The sequence below is a fragment of the Psychrobacter sp. NPDC078409 genome, from assembly GCF_050268505.1.
Classification (GTDB): Bacteria; Pseudomonadota; Gammaproteobacteria; order Pseudomonadales; family Moraxellaceae; genus Psychrobacter.
Map to the genome: position 1 here is coordinate 222,248 of NZ_JBNNGW010000003.1, position 18,041 is coordinate 240,288.

Consider the following 18,041-nt stretch of genomic DNA (forward strand, 5'->3'; position numbering starts at 1 on the left):
AGATGCATTCACATCGTGTTCCTATTTAAAACTGCAATTATCTGTCTTTTACTTACGTCATATTGATTATGAGTATCTTATATTGTTACCTTACTACCATGATTTTCTACATATATTTATTTAATAACATGCAATTTTCATTCCATGATGCTAATAAACATTATCTAGAAATGACTATAGGCGCTTTCCAGTATCCTTGACTAATGTATTAATTCACTAAATGACTGCTTAGACATTTAGCTCATAGCAAAAAATTAATATACATATCTATAACAATATAGCGTTAAGGGAATATATTAGCAATAATTAGATATTGTTGACAAAAATATACTAGGTTTAGGATTTGCTGCCATGTGCTAATACGTAAGCAGAAATTTGATAACTATTATGGCTGCTATCCGTTGCTGGTTTTACTTCCGCAGGTGGAATGAACGCTCGCGCTAGTGCTTGTAAGCTTGCACCTGTGGTAGATACGTCATCAAATAGTAGTAAGCGTTTTGTAGGAGGGCTTTCGATTAGAGCAAAAGCGTTATCTAAGTTGCTAAGACGTTCAGCACGAGTCAGTCCTTGCTGACTAACTGTATCGTCAATACGCTTAACGCCTTGCCATAAAGGAATCTGCCAATGTTTAGACAATTGGGCAGATAGAATACTGACAGGATCGAACCCACGTTTGACCAATCGTTGACTTGTCGTTGGCATAGCAACAATCACGCTGTTATTGCGATGACAACCGTGTGGTCGCGGTAATTGACGTATCGCATGTAATAATAACGGCAATTTTGTCATATCCTCTTGATGCTTAAATGCTCGGATAGATTGACGTATCGGATACTCGTAGTAAGTAGAGGCTTGGATAGATAGAGATATACTAGGAGCGATATCCACTTCAAAAGGTCTTGGCAACCAAGTGATATCGTTGTGACAGTGAGCACAAAGTAAACCACTGCTCAAATAGCTGTTTGCTTGATGGCGAATATTAGTAAGAAAAGAGTGCTTCTTTAAGGCTGTCCGTGTAGGCGGCGCATTCGTTATATTATCTAGGCTAGATTGTGTTTGATGGTGTAGTAGTTGAGATTGTGGTGTACTACGATAAATACGGCATAGTTGGCAGCGCATATCCATATACTCTGCCAACCACAGTCCAGTTTGATAAGGCGCTAAGCGGCGCATAAACTATTATTTGTCATAACTTATAATAAATTCCACCTATGTTAGAGCCTTTCTCAAATTGATTTCCTTTCTAAATTAAAGCCCTTTCCAATCATTCAGTACAATACCAAAGCCGATCGAGGTATTTTCATGATTATAATCAATGATCGACTCACCATATCCTTGGAATAGCTGAACCATACCATTAACGTTCTCTGAGATAGGATAGATATAGTCGATTTGCGCAGCACCTTTATTGGTACCTGGATTGTAGCGCAAGGTACCGCTAATGCTCTGATCAGCTGGCAAGTCGTACAAGAATTTGATATCACCATAGCCCATATAGTCTTCGATATCTGGATTATCATCATCGCTACTACTTTCGTTATTTACTCGAGCCCATAGGCGCGGTATGACTGAAAGTCTGCCCCACTCTGCGCCCGCCATGAGGTAAGCACGATTCCATGAACGTGATAATGGATCATCTTGTCCATTCGAGTGATGCACAGCACCTGCGCCCAACATACGCAGACGTCCACCAAAAGGCAAATCTGCTGTCACAGGTTGGGTTAAGAATATTTCAGGTTGATAATCGGTAGCACGGAATGGACGCGAGTTGTCTTCGTTATAAACTTGCCAATGTGATTCTTGAGTATAGCCAAACCATAGATCAGCACTGGTATCAAACAAATCTTCTGCGACTTTTGTTTTTAGAGATAATTGGAATTTTAGCTCAGTTTCGCGTATATCATTAGAATCAAAAGGATCTGTTTCTTGTGATGGTGTGCTTGGATTTAAATTGGGATCGAAGGTATAGAATAATGGCAACAGATATGTCGGTCGATATGGTCTGACCGTCCAAGTACCACGCTCACTATTTTTGTCTAGGTCATAAGATAAACTGAGTGGCGAGAATTTTTCGATGTCTGTTTGAGTGACACCGACATTTTCTAAAATCTGTGCCTCACTATTCGTTTCAGCATCTACTTCTACGTTCCCATTTGCCTTCAATTTACTGGCTGCTGTTTGCTGACTGGTCATCAAAATGGTATCTGCATCTTCAACTGTCGTACCACTCATCGCCGTTTGAGACTCAGCCAATATCACTTTTGGATTACCTGAGACCGTACTTTGAAAGGTCTTTGCCAAATCAATTGGTTGTTTGGTTGAGGTATAGCTTGGTGTCTTACCTTGTTCAGCTACCTTATCAAAACAAGCGAGACGAGCAGCACTAGACTGGACTTGAGTACATTCAGAAAACAGCTTGGCTTGCTGAGCAATAAATTCTTTGCTAATTATTTTGCCATTTTGTGTACTCATATCAGAAGATATCGCACTGTTATCGAGACTCTGTGATAAGTCAAGATCCTCATATTCAAACGCAGCTTCGGGTGCTGGCAGTTCATTATAGGTTTGAGAGTCATCAGCAGCTTGTACTTGTATCGCGGTACAACTCAACGCAAGCGCAACTGCAATACGAAGAGGCATATGTGCATTCTGGTAAGACGGCTGTTGGTTACGCTGAGTAATGGTATGGGCAAACATAAGTGTCCTTTATCTAACTAGCATTAGCGCTAGCAGAGTATATGAGGTAATTAATATAGCCATTAGCGTTATCGCTAAAATAGAATTGACTGAGACTATCAGCTAATCGCAGATCTTAGGAGCGGAAAAAATGACAATTAGTGCCCCTGCTGCATTGTTTCTTTATTGTAATGAAAATATAAGCACGATACTAGCTTTATCGATAGTTAAAATAAGCACCTATAAATATAATCACTTATATAACAAATACTTAATAAATATTCTATAGTATGAATTTAATGGCATTAAAAAAGCCAGCATACTTTTCTTAGTATACTGGCCTTCTTAATATTCTTAAGAATTTTCGAAATATTACACTGATTTCTTAAGTATTCATTGTTAAATGTTAATTATTCAACGCCGATAATGTTTGCTCAAATTCTGAGCGACCGATCTCACCCACTTGCTGATTTACTAGCTGACCATCAATATAATACAGTAACGCTGGTGGACCAAAGAGTTGGTAACGAGACAACACGGCTTTTGAGGCTGCTGTCGTCTCAGTGATATCGAGCTTCACTAGTTGCCAACCTTGCATTTGAGCTGGACGATTATGAAACAGGTTCTTGTCCATAATCCGGCACTCAATACACCACTCTGCTGTCAGATCGACAATGACATTCGGATTGGCTGCGACAATAGCATCTAGCTCTGCAAGCGTCGTGATCGTCTTATCAGTGGTGCTGTCACTATTCACTGGTTGACCAGATGTTGACTGTACCATCATCGGTGCTGCACCCAATGACGCTAATGGATGTAAGCTATCGTCATTACCCAGTGCAGCGCCGACTATTAAACATGCTGCCCAAATACCAGCGATAAGGCTTAGTGCTTGGGTCAGAATACGACCTTTACCTAGCCAACTCCATGCCCATGTTGCCACGACCATAAACCACAATGCCCATACCATCAGCATAACTGGCGATATAAACACGCGCTCAATCAATAGCAGTGCCACGGCAAACAGTAGTAAAGCAAAGCCTTGCTTGACCCAATTCATCCACTCGCCTGCCTTTGGCATAATCTTGCCTTGAGTAGCACCGATTAGGATAAGCGGCGCTGATAACCCAAAACCTAGCATGAATAAAGCGGCAAAGCCGAGCAACGGACTACCAATGGTAGAAACCGCCAATAATGCCCCAAATAATGGCGCAGAAACACAAGGTGACACGACTAGCGCTGATAAAAACCCAGCGATTAAACTGCCGCCTGTACTACCAAGCTTACTGTCACCTGCTTGGCTTAAGCCTTGCATCTTTCGACTGATCACTTGTGGTAATCGCACACTGAAAAGACCCAACATATATAGTGCGAGAAGTATAAAAACAATAGCAAAGCTAATGAGAATAATTGGATTCTGCAGCCAACCAATAATACCTAAAGACTCACCGAATACTGCAATGACAGCGCCCAAAATACCATAAGCAGTCGCTACCCCAATCGCGTAACTGGTGGTCAAGATGACACCGCGTTTGACCGTTGGGTTTTGTTCGCGGGCTACAATGTTGGCCACGATAGGTAACATCGGTAACACACATGGCGTCAAGGCCAAGCCTAAGCCTGCTAAAAATAATAGTACTAATGCCAGCCAAGGGTGAGAAGCCAAACCAAAAGGATCGCTATCAACAAAACTATTGTTTGATGCGTTTTCGCTATTGGCCGTCTCGCCTGTTACGCTGCTATTTGCTGCAGAAATCGTATTCGTCGCTGCACTACTATCTAAAGAATCATACTCTACAGCGCTGTCATCAATGAGATCATAATCAATAGCCCCATCGTCTGTCAGTGCTTGCGCCTCATCAGGCAAAGTATTATCAAGTTCTACTGAATCAATATCTTCTGACGTCGCCGTAGCACTATTCTCTGAATCGGTCGAGCTCGCACTACTCTCACTATCTGCTGATACCTGCGTCGATGCAGCTGCAATATCGACAGTCGTATTAATCTTTTCAGGTGGATAGCACAGTCCTGCTTTTGCACAACCTTGCCAGCCGACGACGATAGCCCCGTCTTCTATACTCTTGCCACTATTGTTCGTCAGTGTGGTGGTAGCGACCATATTCGCTTGGTCAAATACCAGTACCTTGCCAAATGTTGGATCATCTATCGAATATGGTGTCTGGCTAAAGGTAAAAGGTGCAGCCGTCACGCCAGCGGGTAGCGTAAGCTTGATTTGCTTTTTATAGACGTAATGTTCAGAAGTGATATCGAAATTAATAGATAACCGCGTACCTGCTTTGACGGGGGTGCTGTCTGTACTTACCTGAAACGCTTGATCTACTGGCAAGAACTTTGACTTCGATGAGCTTTCACTACTACCGAAAAGGTCGCCTAACCCTGCCGCTTGTACCGTCGATGTCGCTGATAAACCTGTCAACAATGAGCCACTAGCGATGGCAAGCGCTAAGATATGGGATTTTTTCGAATGGGTAGATACGCTAAATGATGAGGACTTTGGTGATGTCTTGATGGACATGAATGGCTACCTATTATTACCGATATTTTAATCAATCTGCTCGCTATTTATCTGCGTGTCGCAGCAATGTCTATCTTGGTTTTGACTTTTTCTGGTGGATAGCATAGGCCAGCGGTTGCACACCCTTGCCAACCAATAATAATAGGCGCATTTTTGGCGCCCTTACCATTACTGGTCGTCAGCGTCGTGGTTGCAATGACGCTTCTTTGCGTAAATACAGGAACCTGACCAAAGGTCGGATCATTGATTGATACTGGTGCTTGATTAAAAGTGAACGGCGTGGCACTTATTCCTTTAGGGAAGCTCAACGTAAGCTTATCCTTATAGACATAATGCCCTGGCGTAATCTCAAAACTGATCGACAACCGCGTGCCTTTGGAAGTCGCCTTGGTATTACTGACCACCTGAAAGGCTTCATCCACTGGTAAGAACTTTGATTTTTCCGAGGAGCTATTTTTAAATAAGTCATTTAACCCTGCTGCCTGTACACTGATCGATGTCATTGACAGAACCGTTACTAATGAAGTGCTTGCAACGGTTAGAACCAATTTATAAAGGTTTTTAGAAAAATATTTATTAGACTGTTGGATCGACATAGATGAGTACCTTTAATTGCAGTTTGCGATGACTGTTTTGGCGAGCGCTTAGATATATTTATAGCACTGACTATCAAACTTATATTGAACAGTAGGCAATTTATCTACTGATAAAAAATATCAACCAATAAGGGGATATTGGTTGATATTTATAAATTGTTAAAAGTGCATCGATGAACGAATGTTTCATTCTACAAAGCTATATCAGTATCAGAACTTATTCACTATACGTCTGTTATTAAGCTTTATAGCTGAGCATAAAGATCCGCATCTTGACCTTCACCACCTTGTTGACCATCAGCACCTAATGAAAACAAGTCATAAGGTCGTCCTTCACTACCTGGTGCAACATATTGCATCTCATTTTCCCAGCCATCGGTTGGATAGCCACCTTTAATATACCCACCTTCAGGATAGTTTTTTGCATCAGCTGGCGGTGTCGTAAGCGCCTCTAGCCCTTGAGCTGTCGTCGGATAGCGTGAATTATCAACCTTATACATATCTAGCGCATTTGAGACAGTGGCAAGCGCCGTTTCAGTGGTTTTAACACGGGCCTTATCACTTTGACCGACGACTTTTGGTACCACTAATCCAGCAAGAATGGCTAAGATCACAATAACGACCATAATTTCGATAAGAGTGAATCCTGCTTGACCATACTTTTTTGCCACACTGCGCTGCATAGCTGAAGAAGCGGTCTTATGGTCAGTTACAATATTTGAATGTGATTGCGTATTCTGAATAGCACTTTTTGGCGTCATATTTACTTGGAGTTTGTCAGTCATAGTCATCGCTTTGGTCATCACAGTTATGTAAATAGTAAAAGTGGCGTTCTATTGTGGCTCTCATCAATGATATATCAATGAGCTCTGAAACTATTGCCACTATAAACCATGGTTTTATTTTTATCCAGCGCTGTGCCTAGTTTGAGTTTGCTATTTCAGCCGAAGCTAAATATTGAATAGCACCAACTGTATGACTATTGATTCGTGCTTACTATAGCGCGGCGCTGGTGTTTGCCATAGCAAAAATAGCGTTCGTTCAACAATATACAACAGTAAGCAAACCTTAAGAAAGCTAGTCCAAGGTCTAGCAAGCGAGTGAGGTGATATGAATAGAGTAAAAGAGAACTAAATAGAGATTTTGGAGATAGGAAGCTGTCTGTATGTGAATAGCATAATGAATCATCGACTAGCGAATGAGCCTAACCTGCTAAATCGTTCATATTAACGATAGGTAGCATAACCGCCATTACAATAATCATGACTACTACACCCATTAGTACCAGCATTAGAGGTTCAAGTAATGATAATAAGGTGCTGATAAAATTGGTTGCTTCTGCCTCCTGCATATTAGCGGCACGGCTCAGCATATTTTCAAGCTCGCCTGAGTTTTCTCCACTTTTTATCATCTGTACCATCATCGGTGGAAAGTAAGTAGATTTCTCTAGTTGACTAGACAAGCTAGAGCCTTCTGTGACCCTATCAGCAGCAGTGATAATGGTTTTTTGGATATGCAAATTGGTCGTGACCGCAGCACCGATGTGTAATGCCTCAATTAAAGGCACTCCTGAGCGTACTAGTATCGCAAGGGTACTGGCAAATCGCGCGGCATTCAGGCCTTTGGACAATCTGGCTAGTATCGGCAATCTAAGCACCACACTATCAATGGTTAATTTACCTGCTTGCGTTTGGGCAAAACGGTAGAATAAAAATGCAGTACTTGCCAATACCAATAATATTAACCACCACCACTGAGTAATGATATTTGATAGTGTGAGAACGATTTGAGTAATTAAAGGCAGCGCTTGCTCAGACTGTTCAAAGACTTTAACAATTTTGGGCACGACGAAGCTCATCAGTCCCATAATTACCGCAATTGCCATTACCATTAGGACAATCGGATAGACCATGGCCCCTTGGATTTTCTTTTGGAGGGCAAAACGGTTTTCGGTGTAGTCTGCTAGCTGATTGAGGATAAGGTCGAGGTGACCAGATTTTTCGCCTGCGGCAATCGTAGCGATGTATAACGGTGGGAAGCTAGCGGCTTGTTGCAGGGCACGTGCTAAGCTGAGTCCTTCCAAGACATGTGAGCGTACTGCAAGCATCAGGGATTTTATATGAGTCTTTGGGGATTGCTTAGCAACCGCTGCCAAGGTTTCTTCGAGTGGAATACCGGCTGCCAATAATACAGATAGCTGACGTGTCAGCAATGCCAACTCGTATGCAGACGGTTTTTTGTAGCGGTTTTTGCTCTGACTTTGTCTGTCATTGACAGGGTTGACTTCAACGGGTGTCCATTGCTTATCACGCAGCTGCTGGCGAATTTGCCGCGCAGAATCCCCCTCTAGCAAGCCTTTTTGGACAACGCCATGGTCGTCAAGCGCTTTGAAATGATAGGCAGGCATAGCAGCAGATATCCTAAGAGGCTTACAGGTAGACAGTTATAATTTATGACTTAATAGAAATTTATTAATTCGACACTCGACGCTTAGAACAGTGGCGTTGAGTCATTACTATCAGGCATCAAACCTTGTAATAATAAGACATCCAGATGCTGCTGCTGTAGCTTTTTATCAAAATCATTAACCTCAGCGATTAGCATTCTTTCAATACGTTTATCACTCGCGAAAACGCTCAAGCGCGCACAAATAACGGCTAACTGATAAATGCGTTTTTTGCAATAACCGTCAAGACCTTGTAATAATCTAACCATATGCGGGGTTTCAAGACTGGCGTAAACATAGTCAGCCACGACTTGCTGGCCAAGGGCTGTGACGCCATAAGTAATCGACAAGTGAGCACAATAATAACAGCTGAATAAATAACCAACCACATGACCGATATAATAGCCTCGATCGTAGGTAAAGCTACTCACGCCAAAGTGCCCAAGTACATAACTGTTGAGGCTACCTTGGTCGCGAATTGGCTTGCCGTGCTTTAACTTACCAACTGTAGCAAAGCACAATGGATTGCGACCATCTTGAGTCGTCAGCTGCCAACCGGCGGGCTGCTGTGCAGGCATATGACGCACGATATCTGCAATAATGTCATCGACCACATGCAGCTGCTGCCAGAGTCTTTCGAGCGTATCCGTATCCATCAACCCACGCTTATCAAGCTGCTGCGCAAGTAAATATTGCTGGTATTCTACAAATTGCGGCTTCAGGGTTTGTACTAAATAAGTAGGACGCGTATTGGCAGATGCCATATATAACAGTCGAGTACGCTCATGCTGAGCACGATAAAGCGCAACACGCTGCGTAGCGACATTAGTTTCTTGCGCCACAGGTTTTGCAGCTACTGTAAGGCTATCGGATGACTCAGATATTACTGCTTCAGTTGTTACCTCATCGGCATCTGATAAGGTAAACATCGTCAATAATGCCGCCTTATCAGGTGTCTCTACCGACTCATTTTTCGGCGCATTTTTGCTGACATGCGGGTTCTCTATAGCAGTGTTTTTATCAACATTACTTTCTGTTTTAGCAGTTGTAATGGTCTCTTGTTGGCCATTACTTCCTGCATTTAGCTTTGCGGTCGGTTCAGTCATAACATACCATCAGCAGCGAAAATAAACATCGTCTCGATTCTTTTATATGCCTATCGTATAAGGACATATAACGCGTTATAGCACCAACGCTTTTGTCTCGACGACTCATCAACCCATAGTACCTGAACACAGACTCAATGTCAGCTGCCCTTAACTAAAATAGCCATAGCAAGTTACCAAAGGTCTTATAGATATGAGTGACTCAACGTTTATAAACAATATGTATTCACAAATTAAAAAAAGCGCCAAGGACATATAAATGACCTTAGCGCTTCTAATCGAGATTCTACTTAAATAACTTAAATAAACAGCTACTAGAACTATGCAAGATTATTCTGTCGATACTGCTGACGGTATGCTTTTGGCGAGACACCATACACACGTTTAAATGCCTGACTAAAAGTTGAATCTGAGGCATAACCCACCATCTCGCTGATACGGCTAATACTGTTTTGCTGTAAGCGTAAATAGCGAGCCGCCAATCGTAAGCGGTAATCGATCAGATAAGTCAGTGGTGGCATACCAACGGTGTCTTTGAAACGCTGTGCAAAGCTAGAACGCGACATCCCTGCTACTTCAGCAAGCTGATGAATGGTCCAGCTTTCACTCGGTGCCCCATGCATCGCGGCTAGTGCCTTGGTCAAAAACGGATCCTTCATGGCTTTGAGCCAGTTTTCTGTGGCTTCAGGCAAGCTTTCGATATAGACGCGCAAACACTCAATCATCATGATGCTTGCCCAGTGATTGATTACGGCCGTTTTACCCATACGCTCGCGCTCAGCTTCTAGTGTTAGCAGCTTTATCTCTACATCGATCACTTCAAAACGACCGTCAGCAGCATCATTGAGTTCAGGCAAGATCGGTGGCAGTACCGACAACAGAGGATTAATCATCTCTTTGTCGTACTTACATTCGATCAGTATCAAAGAAGAATTGGGGTCGCCATCACCATCGATATCAAGTGTACGCTCAGGGCAATTGCTCAATAGTTCATCAAGCGACTCAGCGACATCACCATGGTAATTAAGTGCGTAACTCACATGCTTGTGCGCATTCGGAATCATGATCATGTCGCCAGCGCGAGCTTCTCGTAGACCATTACCAACATCAATACAAAAACCGCCAGACATTACTAAGTAAAATAAAATGGTGTCTTTTCTAGTAATAGAATAAGACCAATTGCCAGTGCCATTTAGACGATAATACTTAGTCTCAAATAAATGCACGTTTTGCAGCAATACACTCAGTGCGTCCATCAATCAATTCCTCAATAATGCAGATTAATAACGATTCATCTTAAAAAAATAATAGTATTCTTAATAACAATTTCTGTCAGTTTCCTCTATGCCAATGCTTGCTCCAATAAATAATTTTTATTAAATAGTATGGATGTGATAGCACTTAAGCATAATGCATCATTTAAAACGTCATGTCTATTTACTTATTAGAATTACTAAACAATAATAGAGTAGACACAGTCACGCTAGGCCTTAAGGAAAACCTATAGGAAGTGTTGATAAGAATTTGGGGGATTATCTAGTATTGAAGGTGTTATCAAACTCAATCTAATTAATCTTATAAAGATAATGCAGAGATAAAATCGAATAGGCATAAAAAAATCGCCATCAAGGGCGAGTGCTATTACTGATATATTTTTAGATTAAGATATGATTTGTATCTAGATACAAAATATGGGGCGACTGATGGGACTCGAACCCACGACAACCGAGATCACAACCCGGGGCTCTACCAACTGAGCTACAACCGCCATAACTATTGCCAAAGAATAGGCAAGATTTGCAGGCTAAATGGTGCGCCTGGCAGGATTCGAACCTGCGGCCACCTCCTTAGAAGGGAGATGCTCTATCCAGCTGAGCTACAGGCGCTCTTAGAGGACTTTTATATACTAAGCTTACTTTGCGATATATTTTACTATATCAGAAACTAAACCGTTATACATAAAAAAAAGCCTGTAAGGCTCTTAAAATAGATGGTCGGAGTGATAGGATTCGAACCTACGACCCTCTGGTCCCAAACCAGATGCGCTACCAAACTGCGCCACACTCCGAAATTCTCTATTATCACGATAGTTTGTTAATTAACTCGTTGTTGGCAATGCCGCTAACTTGTTAATGTTCCTCGCTATCGAGGTGCACATATTAAGGGGTAAAGGCGATTGTGTCAACACCTATTTTCGATTAATTTCAAATAATCGCTATTTTTTTTAAAATTACGTCAATTTCGCCAAAATAGTGACAGCCAGACGCTTTATCCATCAGTCATTCGCGTTGCCATTGATAACGATATTAAGCTTTGTCCAAATGTGGCAGTACTTCACCGTTAAGTGTGCCTGTCAAAACATTAAACGGCATTAACCATAAATGGGCATCGGCTGACTCATTGTTTTTAATATTATCGCTACTGTCTCTCTTATTATTATCACTACCATAGTGAATTTGTTGCTTGAGCACTACTGGCTGCCTATCACGACCTAGCACTGGGTAAACCAACCAGACCTGCCCCGCCAAGTAAGCTTGTGCATAGCTGGTCAATTGATAAGCGTCGCTTGCACTAATTGCAGCAGCATGCGGTAAGTACTTCCACTTAATATCGATGACATGACTATAGTGACCTTTGGTCTTGTCTTTGGCTTTAGTTTGACTAGCTGCTGTATCGTTCTGATTTTGATAATCATCAGAGACGGTTTTAAATATCAGCAAATCAGGCCGTATAGATAAGCATGCTAGTCCCTCAGCATCGTTAAGCCAGACACTTTGGGTTTGATAGAAGGGACGATAATTGCTACTAACCTGTTGAAACATCGATGCGATACGCTGACTTGTCCATTGTTCAAAAGCTTGATTCATATCAATCAACAAACACAATCTTAGCTGAGAGCTATTTTGTCTATTTGGATCAATACCGTTACCTGTCGCAGCTGTCGTCTGTTTCAATAACCAGTATGCCAAGTCTACTAACTGCTGCGCGGCGTGCAATTTTTGTCTTTGGAGTGGCTGAACGTCTAGCTGATGCTTTGCTTGAGCATATATTAACGCTATCTGCTGCATTTCGCGGTTGTTTAGCGTAGACACTTGCTGCCATGGCTGCAACAATTTTGAAGAAATAAACTGGGGCAATAAAGGCATCAAGTAAACCAATCCACTCTTAATCAATCGATTGGCCAACATGTCGTGACTTAATACGCTACTTTCGCAGATGAACTTATGCGGTTGCATACTATTGTGACGCAGTTGCTCTTTGATGAGCAGTCGACCTTGCAGGGATGCTTGATTTTCAATCTGGGCCTGATAATGCTTGGTTGGTTGATAATCCATTAAACGCTGCAAAAACTGCTCAATAAGCCAATCTGATATAGGCAATACTTTTAACGGTAAAGGAGTGGACTGGGAACTAAACTGACCGAAGTTTTTCGTATTGGGTAGCTTACGATTGTTATGCGCATCAAGATGTATCAAATCCGATAGCATACCCTGTACCCAATGACGAGTCTGGACGATATCGCTAGTCTGAGTAGACTGATTGAGCTTTGGCAATATCTCAAGCGTTATGCCACTAGGTAGGAGAATAACCCCAATATAGTGCCCAATCTTAAGCTGCCATTGCCCTCGCTTACGCTTGATAGTAAATGCTGCAAACTCTTGCGCTATTAGCCAATCGAAATCAGATGCTTGCAAAAAATCATGCACGGTCAGACGTTGATGCTCAAACACGGTGATAACGTTCATGGTAGCGACACTACTGTTAGGGACACGAGTCTGGCGACTGTTTGCCTTAATAATGTGCTCTTTGGCGTAATATGGATTATTTGTTATCACTGAACAGTTACTCTGCTAGTACAAACGCTGATAGATAGCAGCATGATTAAACTCACCATCCCTAGCGATCAAATCGGCATTGATAGTATAGCTATTCATACTCATAGACTGACCAAGAAAAGAACCCTGCCCTGCAAACATTTGGTGTTCAGCGGAAGCATTGTTTTGACTGTTCATCGGATTATACAAGTCGTCATTCATCAATGCTTGACTGTCCTGTACGAACTGCTTACTCGTCGGTTGCTGCTCATCTCTAAAGATATACTGTAGCACCGTAATTTGGCCACCAGCTGCTTGAGCCAATTGAGGAATAATTTGTTCAACGAGCGCCGTTTGTAATTGTTCTAACTGAGTGACTGCGAATAAAAACGCATGACCCAACTGCGCTTCTACTCCCAGTGTCTGCACAATACGTCTATTCAAACCTGTTAGTAATTTACTCAAATCTATCATAGCTGCTTCTGAACCGTCAGACAGTCCAGTATCCATGTCATTGCTGTCATAAATTATCGATAGTAAATTAGGCTGCGGTGGACAATCCACAAAGCGAAAACGTCGGCGTAATGCCATATCAAGTGGCGCTAAAGAATGGTCTTGGGTATTCATAGTGGCATAAATATCGACATTGGCAGGCACACTAAAAGCACGCCCAGAATACGCCAAACTCACTGTCATCGCATTCGGCTTGCCCGCTCGTTTATCAAGCTCTATCAAACTGAGAAGCTCACCAAACACCCGTGACACGTTAGCACGGTTAATCTCATCAATCAGCATGGCATAACGCTGCTGAGGGTCACGGGCGGCGCGTTGGCATAGCTTTAAAAACGCCCCATCTTGCACCGCGTAACTCATTTGATTTTGATTAGAAGGGCTGCTATTTGCTTGAGCGGTGCCACTCATGACAGGCCGTATACCTTCTACAAACTCTTCATAACCGTAGGCTTGATGGAAGCTCACCATACTAAAACGTTGCTGACCGATGTTTTGATTTTGATGGGGTTGGTTGTCACGCTGGGCCTGCTGAAACTCTGCTAATTGCTGCGATAAATCTTCTAGTAGCACTATACTTTCAGGTAATAAATACCATGCTCCACTGTTGTCTTTATCAAAATAAGCTTGGCTAGCACGGTTATCAAAACTGACTGTTTGAGAGTTCGTAGGGCTATGTCTGCGTAACTCTAACCAAGCTGTACTATCCAGATTTTTCTCACGTGAGTTCTGAGCAGCTTTGGTCATAAAAAAAGGATGATCAATAATTTCTCGTACCTTTAACAAATCCTGTTGTTCAGCACGTAAATCTAAAAATACCAAACATAATACTTCGCGCCAGCTTAGACCTTGCAGTAGCTGCTCTAATAAATCTTCATTTTCAGTCTTGGGTAGATAGTCGGTATATTGCTTCGCGATTTGCAGCAATCTATAGGTTTTACCTGTACCAGCAACGCCCGTATAAATAATATTGGTCGGTTCATGAGTAGACATATCAGGCATAACGTTATCCAGCGGCATTGAAAACAGGTTTAAAACAGACATGCTAACATTTTGTCATTATAACGTGACTGTCTATTGGCATGATAACTATAGTCAACCTTCTATAAATTAGATACGGTGTCAGTCTCGCTTAGTCTGCTATTTGTAGTACTTTCACTAAGCTTCCTTTGTCCAAATGATGCTGATAGATAAGATGACTAGGCTACTTTAAGTGGCAATCTAAACTGATGACATAACCTAGCAACATAGCCACGCTACTATTGTTTTGTAAGCGCAGCAGTTCATGCTAATAATAGTAGGAAGGCAATGGTTGATGTACCATAGTATTTATAGCGACTTTTATAACCTATATTTTTTTCGCCATCATAAAAAGCCATGCTAAGAATGTCATTCAACTCATTTACGTTAAGGAATTTTGTATGTCAGGATTATTAAAAAAACTACCCGCCAAGTTGACCAATAAACTGCCAGCCAAAGTATCTGACAGCACAAAATCTTCAGTTGAGAAACCTAGCAGTACGCTAAAACCAATTAGCAATCAATTTACTAAACTGTTATCCGTCACCAAATATCTGCCTGCTGGAGCACGCTCAAGTATTTTATCTAAAGCCTTTGGCAAGGTCGTCCCATATGTCGGCACGACCGGCATTTATTATGAGACGGTAGAACCAAACCAAGTCGTCGTTAGTTTAAACAACAATAAAGCCGTCCAAAACCATATCGGCTCTATCCATGCAGTCGCCATCACGTTACTGGCAGAGACAGCAACGGGGTTTATTTTGGGTTTAAACTTGCCTTCTGATCGTATCCTGCTGATTAAATCTTACTCGGTAAATTTCCATCGTCCAATCAAAAAAGGTCAAATTGCTGCTGTGGCAAGCTTGTCTGACGAACAGCGTTTGGATATCCTAAACACGCCAAAAGGTGAGATGATTATTCCTTGTGTCATCAAAGATCGTGAGTCTGACAGTGACCGCGATCCAATTGTGGTTGAGATGACCTGGGCATGGATACCAAAAGCGGAACTAGAGGCACGCCGCCAAGGTAAAGCGTCTGAAAAAGTCGCAGAAGATGACACTGAAACTAAGGCTTCAATCGAAGAAAGCGATGCCTCATCTACTCAAAATAATAGTGCTGATAAGTAGCTAGTAAAAATTGATAATAAACCCAATGAGGAAACAGTATGTCCAAACTTAGTACTTGCTTGTCTACGCTAGCGCTCGCCACTATGTGCTCATTGGGTTTTGTTCATAGCGCTAATGCCAACACAACGACGGCTGTCAGCATTGCTAAATCTAACCCTACTTTCTTGGGTGATGGCGGTACTTATCCTTTTTCAGAGGCTGTACGCGTGGGCAATACGTTGTATATGTCAGGACAAATTGGCTTTAAAGATGGCAAACTGGTCAAAGGCGGTATCAAAGCTGAAACCAAGCAAGTGCTAGATAATATCCATAGCACGCTATTAAAATATGGCTACCGAAAGTCTGATATCGTTAAATGTATGGTCATGCTGACTGATATGGATGACTTTGATGATTTTAATAAGGTCTACAAGTCTGAGATGATAAAGCCTTATCCTGTACGCTCGGCTTTTGGCGTATCAGAACTGGCTGCTGGAGCAAGCGTTGAGATTGAATGTATGGCTGCAAAATAATAGCGGCTAAAAACTCTAAAGCTCCAAAATTAGAAAAATATTAAAACAACTGGCTATTTACGCCAGTTGTTTTTTATTTGCTATCCCAATATCCAGTCTGCAAGATCCAGTTCGCAAATTTATACCTGTATCGTCTCGTCCGTTAAGGCGCTTTCTTTCGTCACTCGCAGCACTTCCTCCAATGTTGTGCGCCCTTCTATGACCTTACGTAAACCATCTGCACGTATCGACGGTGTTTGCTGGCGCGCATATTCTTCTAGCTCATACTCAGCCGTATTGCTATGAATCATACGGCGCAATGTATCGTCGATTGGCACGACTTCATATATAGCAGTACGTCCTTTAAACCCTGACTGATTACATTTATCGCAGCCAACTGGCTTGGGCAAACGAATCGACTCACTTGCTATATCTTTGGTATCACTTTTCAACGTTGACCCAATGCCAATTTCGGTAAACAGCTTGGCTTGCTCGGTATCAGCGGCCTGCCAGCTTTGACAATGTGAACATAAAGTACGTACCAAACGCTGCGCTACTACGCCAATAAGCGATGACGACAACAGAAATGGCTCAACACCCATGTCCTGTAAGCGAGTGACCGCGCCAATAGCAGTATTAGTATGCAGCGTCGATAATACCAAATGCCCTGTTAAAGAGGCCTGTACGGCAATCTCAGCTGTCTCTAAATCACGAATTTCACCAACCATCACTACATCAGGATCTTGACGCAGCATTGCACGCAAACTTTTAGCAAATGTCATGTCTACTTTATTATTGACCTGTGTCTGTCCGATACCATCGAGCTGAAACTCAATCGGATCTTCAGCAGTCAAAATATTGCGAGTTTGATCATTTAAATCGGTCAATGCAGAGTATAGCGTGGTGGTTTTACCCGAGCCAGTCGGCCCTGTCACCAAAATAATGCCGTGCGGACGATGGATTAAACGCTTTAGCTCAGTATAGTCATTATCAGACAACCCCAAATACGTCATATTCAAACGGCCAGCTTGCTTGTCTAATAGACGCATCACTACACGCTCACCAAAGCTCGATGGTAAGGTCGATACACGCACATCGACCTCTCGCCCTGCCAATCTTAAACTGATACGACCATCTTGCGGCACTCGCTTTTCGGCGATATCTAACTTAGCCATTACCTTAATACGCGAAACCAACAATGGAGCCAGTTGGCGTTTTGGCGTGATGATTTCTTTTAGCTCACCATCAACTCGGAAACGGACGACCAAGCGCTTTTCAAAGGTCTCAATATGAATATCTGAAGCACTTAAGCGAATGGCTTCGGACAATAATGCATTGATCAAACGAATGATAGGCGCGTCGTCTTGTTGATCCATCAAGTCTTCAGTTTCAGGAACGCTATCTGCCAAGCTATCGAGATCAGGATGGTCCTCAAGTCCAGCAGCAATATGCTGCGACTCTCCTGTATTGCCAGCATAAGCTGCGTTCATACGTTTTTCAAAATCATCCGCGCTGACACTTTCGTAAGTGGGTACACCGCGACTGCCTTGCTGCTGTAAAAACCGTACCGCTTCGTTGATCGCTGACAATGGAGTCGCTTTGGTGAGTACCAATGTCGGTGGTAATTCAGGGTCTATCGCAAGTATGGCCAAAATCTGATGGCGTTTCGCAAAGCTGTATGGCAACTGCATCATAAAGACGGCCCAATAAGTGAGGAG

The 18,041-nt window shown here is 42.4% G+C and carries 13 protein-coding genes and 3 tRNA genes; 2 read left to right on the plus strand and 14 right to left on the minus strand.

All coding sequences use genetic code 11. From position 1 onward, the window contains the following. Nucleotides 1-336: 336 nt before the first annotated feature. From ACQKC9_RS06905 to ACQKC9_RS06965, 13 genes are all read right to left on the minus strand, one after another. A complete protein-coding gene (locus ACQKC9_RS06905) occupies nucleotides 337-1,173 on the minus strand; it encodes a ComF family protein (RefSeq protein ID WP_427621107.1) in 837 nt (278 codons plus the stop codon). A 75-nt stretch (nucleotides 1,174-1,248) separates the two neighbouring features. Continuing rightward, nucleotides 1,249-2,697, minus strand: a complete 1,449-nt coding sequence (locus tag ACQKC9_RS06910; protein ID WP_427621108.1) for a phospholipase A — start codon at nucleotides 2,695-2,697, stop codon at nucleotides 1,249-1,251. A 385-nt stretch (nucleotides 2,698-3,082) separates the two neighbouring features. Then, a complete protein-coding gene (gene dsbD, locus ACQKC9_RS06915; RefSeq protein ID WP_427621109.1) occupies nucleotides 3,083-5,212 on the minus strand; it encodes a protein-disulfide reductase DsbD in 2,130 nt (709 codons plus the stop codon). Nucleotides 5,213-5,259: 47 nt separating this feature from the next. After that, on the minus strand, nucleotides 5,260-5,808 hold the full coding sequence (locus tag ACQKC9_RS06920) for a protein-disulfide reductase DsbD domain-containing protein (RefSeq protein WP_427621110.1): 549 nt from the start codon (nucleotides 5,806-5,808) through the stop codon (nucleotides 5,260-5,262). A gap of 245 nt (nucleotides 5,809-6,053) precedes the next feature. After that, complete coding sequence (gspG, locus tag ACQKC9_RS06925; RefSeq protein ID WP_427621417.1) at nucleotides 6,054-6,491, minus strand: type II secretion system major pseudopilin GspG; 438 nt, start codon at nucleotides 6,489-6,491, stop codon at nucleotides 6,054-6,056. A 521-nt stretch (nucleotides 6,492-7,012) separates the two neighbouring features. Continuing rightward, nucleotides 7,013-8,215, minus strand: a complete 1,203-nt coding sequence (gspF, locus tag ACQKC9_RS06930; protein WP_057758190.1) for a type II secretion system inner membrane protein GspF — start codon at nucleotides 8,213-8,215, stop codon at nucleotides 7,013-7,015. Between the two features lie 83 nt (nucleotides 8,216-8,298). Further along, a complete protein-coding gene (locus tag ACQKC9_RS06935) occupies nucleotides 8,299-9,360 on the minus strand; it encodes a hypothetical protein (protein ID WP_427621111.1) in 1,062 nt (353 codons plus the stop codon). A gap of 320 nt (nucleotides 9,361-9,680) precedes the next feature. Continuing rightward, nucleotides 9,681-10,616, minus strand: coding sequence for an AraC family transcriptional regulator (locus ACQKC9_RS06940; protein WP_427621112.1), 936 nt, complete (start codon nucleotides 10,614-10,616; stop codon nucleotides 9,681-9,683). Between the two features lie 436 nt (nucleotides 10,617-11,052). Beyond that, a tRNA-His gene (locus ACQKC9_RS06945) sits at nucleotides 11,053-11,128 on the minus strand. Between the two features lie 41 nt (nucleotides 11,129-11,169). Continuing rightward, nucleotides 11,170-11,246: transfer RNA gene (locus ACQKC9_RS06950), tRNA-Arg, on the minus strand. 105 nt (nucleotides 11,247-11,351) lie between these two features. Beyond that, nucleotides 11,352-11,428, minus strand: a tRNA-Pro gene (locus ACQKC9_RS06955). 238 nt (nucleotides 11,429-11,666) lie between these two features. Further along, on the minus strand, nucleotides 11,667-13,196 hold the full coding sequence (locus tag ACQKC9_RS06960) for an McrC family protein (protein ID WP_427621113.1): 1,530 nt from the start codon (nucleotides 13,194-13,196) through the stop codon (nucleotides 11,667-11,669). Nucleotides 13,197-13,211: 15 nt separating this feature from the next. Further along, the gene (locus ACQKC9_RS06965) at nucleotides 13,212-14,729 is read right to left on the minus strand and encodes an McrB family protein (protein ID WP_427621115.1); all 1,518 of its coding nucleotides are present in this window, start codon (nucleotides 14,727-14,729) and stop codon (nucleotides 13,212-13,214) included. Nucleotides 14,730-15,106: 377 nt separating this feature from the next. On the opposite strand from ACQKC9_RS06965, the gene ACQKC9_RS06970 reads away from it, so the two are divergent. After that, the gene (locus tag ACQKC9_RS06970) at nucleotides 15,107-15,832 is read left to right on the plus strand and encodes a DUF4442 domain-containing protein (RefSeq protein ID WP_427621117.1); all 726 of its coding nucleotides are present in this window, start codon (nucleotides 15,107-15,109) and stop codon (nucleotides 15,830-15,832) included. A gap of 38 nt (nucleotides 15,833-15,870) precedes the next feature. Beyond that, nucleotides 15,871-16,344, plus strand: coding sequence for a RidA family protein (locus tag ACQKC9_RS06975; protein WP_427621118.1), 474 nt, complete (start codon nucleotides 15,871-15,873; stop codon nucleotides 16,342-16,344). A 119-nt stretch (nucleotides 16,345-16,463) separates the two neighbouring features. Here ACQKC9_RS06975 and gspE read toward each other — a convergent pair whose 3' ends face one another. Beyond that, complete coding sequence (gene gspE / locus ACQKC9_RS06980) at nucleotides 16,464-18,017, minus strand: type II secretion system ATPase GspE (RefSeq protein ID WP_427621119.1); 1,554 nt, start codon at nucleotides 18,015-18,017, stop codon at nucleotides 16,464-16,466. Nucleotides 18,018-18,041 lie beyond the last annotated feature (24 nt).